The organism is Enterococcus sp. UD-01 (genome assembly GCF_044909655.1).
GTDB lineage: Bacteria > Bacillota > Bacilli > Lactobacillales > Enterococcaceae > Enterococcus_L.
Genome location: NZ_JBIYEU010000032.1, coordinates 1 through 3778, shown reverse-complemented (window position 1 = coordinate 3778; position 3778 = coordinate 1). Strand labels below are relative to the sequence as shown.

Annotated in this window: 3 protein-coding genes; all 3 read left to right on the top strand. The window is 39.9% G+C overall.

What is annotated here, in order from left to right; genetic code table 11:
* Positions 1-246: 246 nt before the first annotated feature.
* Complete coding sequence (locus ABH902_RS15725) at positions 247-1056, top strand: Cof-type HAD-IIB family hydrolase (protein ID WP_404592337.1); 810 nt, start codon at positions 247-249, stop codon at positions 1054-1056.
* A gap of 148 nt (positions 1057-1204) precedes the next feature.
* Positions 1205-2515, top strand: a complete 1311-nt coding sequence (locus tag ABH902_RS15720) for a putative DNA modification/repair radical SAM protein (protein ID WP_404592335.1) — start codon at positions 1205-1207, stop codon at positions 2513-2515.
* Positions 2508-3257 (top strand): TIGR03915 family putative DNA repair protein, encoded by a 750-nt coding sequence (locus ABH902_RS15715; RefSeq protein WP_404592333.1) that lies wholly within the window; start codon positions 2508-2510, stop codon positions 3255-3257. The genes ABH902_RS15720 and ABH902_RS15715 overlap by 8 nt, the downstream gene beginning before the upstream one ends.
* Positions 3258-3778 lie beyond the last annotated feature (521 nt).

Here is a 3778-nt window from a genome sequence, read left to right as displayed (position 1 = left end):
ATCTTCCTTTCACTCTCTACTATAAACCTAAAAAAGGAAAATAGAGGAGAAACTCATCCGTCGATAAGTTTCTCCTCTAATCTTAGTATGTTTTTAATGTGCCGCAGCTTTCGCTTGAGGATATAGATCAGTTTTTGAGCAAGCCTGAAAACCGTTCGTTTCTTATTGAAAATTCTTTCTGAAAACTTGTTATTCTTGCAGATTATGCTAGACTAAGGGTAAGAAAATTTTCCGGGAGGAACGATTTTGAAAAAACTTATAGCAATTGATTTAGACGGAACAACATTAAACGCGCAGTCTTTAATCAGTGAAACAACCGAACAAACATTGAAAAAAGCAATGAATCAAGGGCATTATGTCAGCATCGTGACTGGTCGTCCTTATCGCATGAGTCATCAATTTTATCGTCAATTAGGCTTGACTACTCCGATGGTCAATTTTAATGGTGCCTTGGTGCATATTCCCGAAAAGAATTGGGCAGATGAAAAAGAAACCGGCATACACCGTGATTTGGTTTTTGATATTTTGGCGCAAAAGCAAGCTTTGAACCTTGATTTCGTGGCTGCTGAAAACAAAGAAACATTTTTCATTGATAGCTTTGACCATTTTGACTCAGCCTTCTTCGCCTCCGATGCTACGCCACATAACCTGTTAACGGCTAAAAATTTGCTCACCGATCCAACCTCTATGATGGTTCGTACCTCGCAGGACCAAGCAAAGCTCGTATCAGACTCTTTAATGAAGCAATACGGTGACTACGTGGATGTCAGAACTTGGGGCGGTCCTACGCCTATATTGGAAATTGTATCAAAAGGCATTCAAAAAGCTAAAGGTGTGGAACAGGTATCCAATTTTTTAAATATCAAACGTTCAGACATTATTGCGTTTGGCGATGAACACAATGATGAAGAAATGCTTGATTATGTTGGCTGGGGTGTCGCGATGCAAAACGCAACTGAAAAGATTAAATCAGTAGCCAATGATGTTACAGACAAAAGCAATGATGAAAATGGCTTAGCCGAATACTTAACCCGCTACTTAGAATTAGACAAGTAAAAGCTGCCTAAAGCAGTTATATGAATCACCTATTAAAAAGAAAGCAACGATGAAATTTAGTTGCTTTCTTTCTTTTTTTGACAAATGCATGGCTGCCTGCTAAAATAAGAACATATGTTCTTATTTTTTTAAGAAAGAGGTTTTTTTGATGGAATTAGCCAAGAAGCTTGAAATTTTAGCCGAGTCCGCAAAATATGATGTTTCCTGTTCCAGCTCAGGAGTCACGAATAACACGCGAACCGGATCTGTCGGCAGTACTGCTACTTCTGGGATCTGTCATTCTTTTACCAGCGACGGGCGCTGTGTTTCACTTTTAAAAATATTATTCACCAATGCTTGTATTTTCGATTGCCATTATTGCATTAACCGTAGATCCAATTCAATCCCCCGAGCGACTTTTACGCCGCAGGAAGTAGCGGATTTGACGATGGAATTTTATATGAGAAACTATATTGAAGGTCTCTTTTTAAGCTCAGCGATTATAAAAAATGTCGACTATACCTGCGAGCTGCTGATCAAAACATTAAAGATCTTACGCCATGAAAAGGGCTTTAAAGGCTATATTCACGTCAAAGCGATTCCCGGTGCAGATGAAAAATTAATTGAAGAATTAGGTTTTTTAGCGGATCGGATGAGTGTAAATGTCGAGCTGCCTTCAAGAGAAAGCTTAAAATTATTGGCTCCGGACAAAGATCCATTTGCCTTATACAAGCCCATGAAGCAAATCACGCAGAAGAAAAAGGAGATGGCGCAGCTGCCTGTGCTAAGAAACAGCCAATCGTTCGTACCAGCCGGTCAGTCCACACAAATGATTATCGGCGCCTCTCCTGAAAGTGACTATTCGATTGTAAAAATTTCTGAAAAGCTGTATCAAAATTATGAGTTAAAACGGGTGTATTACTCTGCTTATATTCCGGTGAATCAGGACAACCTTTTACCTGCTGTGACGACTGATCCGCCGCTGTTGAGAGAACATCGCCTTTATCAAGCTGACTGGCTTTTGCGTTTTTATCGGTTTAAAGCGGATGAAATTTTGACCGAGGATCAGCCAAACTTCAACTTATACTTAGATCCTAAAGCGAATTGGGCGGTGCAGCATTTCGATCACTTCCCTGTTGATGTCCAGACAGCCAGCTATGAATGGTTATTAAGAATTCCGGGAATTGGTCCGAAAAGTGCGCAGAATATTGTAAAAGCCCGCAAATATTATCAGCTACATCTAACTGATTTAAAAAAGCTAGGCGTTGTAGTAAAACGCGCGCAATACTTTGTCAGCTGTAATGGTGCTGTTCCGGCCGGGTTAATAAAGGATCCGGAATGGGTCATTTCGTCCCTGATTTCTTCAAAGCAATATGAAACGTTAAAAATCGCCAATAGTCAATCGACAGCTGAACAATTATCATTATTTGATGTGGAACGCTTTGAAGCAGCCAAACGAAAGGAAAAGCGTTATGCTTAATGCTCATGAACCCACCATTTGGGAATACGACGGCAGTTATAACGGCTTTCTCACCGTTGTCTATCAGGCTTTCTCAAAAAAATGCTTTCCAGAAACAATCGTCACACCTGAAACAGCAGTTGAAAGCCTCTTTCCAGCCTACTGGATTGAAACAGATGAACAAATTGCCCGCAGAATCAATAATCGACTTGCTCAACGCCTGCGCAGCGAAAATTACCGCTTTATCAGAGACGGCTTTTGTTGCTCGGCGGAAAATAAGGAACGTTATTTGCTGGATGCCATCCAGATTGGTTTAAGTACGGCTGATTTACTGCAGAATCATTTAGGACACCCGGCAATTTTAGCTTTAAGCAAATCGATTCAATCTTTATATGGTGAAGCACACTCCTATAAGGGCTTTATTCGCTTTGAACAGATTGGCGAACTACTTTATAGTCAAATCAAACCAAAGCATGCTTGCCTGCCTTATTTGTGTCCTCATTTTGCCGAAAGATATCCTAATCAGACAATCATGATTTATGATCAGACCCATCGTTTACTGGGGATTATCGATAAAGGAAAAGTGACATTCATCGAAGAAGCACAGCCGCCCTGCTTTGAAAAAGAGCAGCACGAGAAGGAAATCGAACAGCAGTGGAAAACCTTTCTAAAAGCTGTAACGATTAATGAACGTACAAATAAAACCAGTCAGTTGACACATATGCCAAAACGTTATCGCAACAACATGACAGAATTTCAATAATATTCAATTATAACAAAACTGCCGTTACTCTCTTTTTAAGAGCAACGGCAGTTTCTATAAATAGATGAGTGTGAGACAAAAGTAAAGAACACTTTTGCCACACACTCAAAATACGAATAAACGGCGGGAACAGAAGCAGCCCCTTCGGAAATAAGCTGAAATTGCTGACAACCACGAAGAGCAAAGCGATTCGATGCTTGACAGTACCTACTTGGTCACAAAAATTTGAAAAACACCTAGTAGGAATCATTCAACACTGTTGCGCTTTTGAATGCGACGAGTCTAATTTAGACGAGAAAGCATCGAAAGAAATCTTTCGTGTTTCATGTCATTTTCGTGAATTCCTTCTTATTGCGTTGAATCACGAGGAACGTAGTGATTCGATGATGAACGTACCTTCTCTTGGTTCTCGGAGCTTAGCACTTCTTATACGAAAACTAACCCAAAAAAAGCAAAAAAAGACTAGCACCTCTTAAGAACGACGTTAGTCAAATTTGGTCTAGAACATTTTAACAGTAACT

Coding starts and splice junctions, on each gene's coding strand:
- ABH902_RS15720 (WP_404592335.1), top strand. CDS start 1,205: ATGGAATTAGCCAAGAAGCTTGAAATTTTAGCCGAGTCCGCAAAATAT.
- ABH902_RS15715 (WP_404592333.1), top strand. CDS start 2,508: ATGCTTAATGCTCATGAACCCACCATTTGGGAATACGACGGCAGTTAT.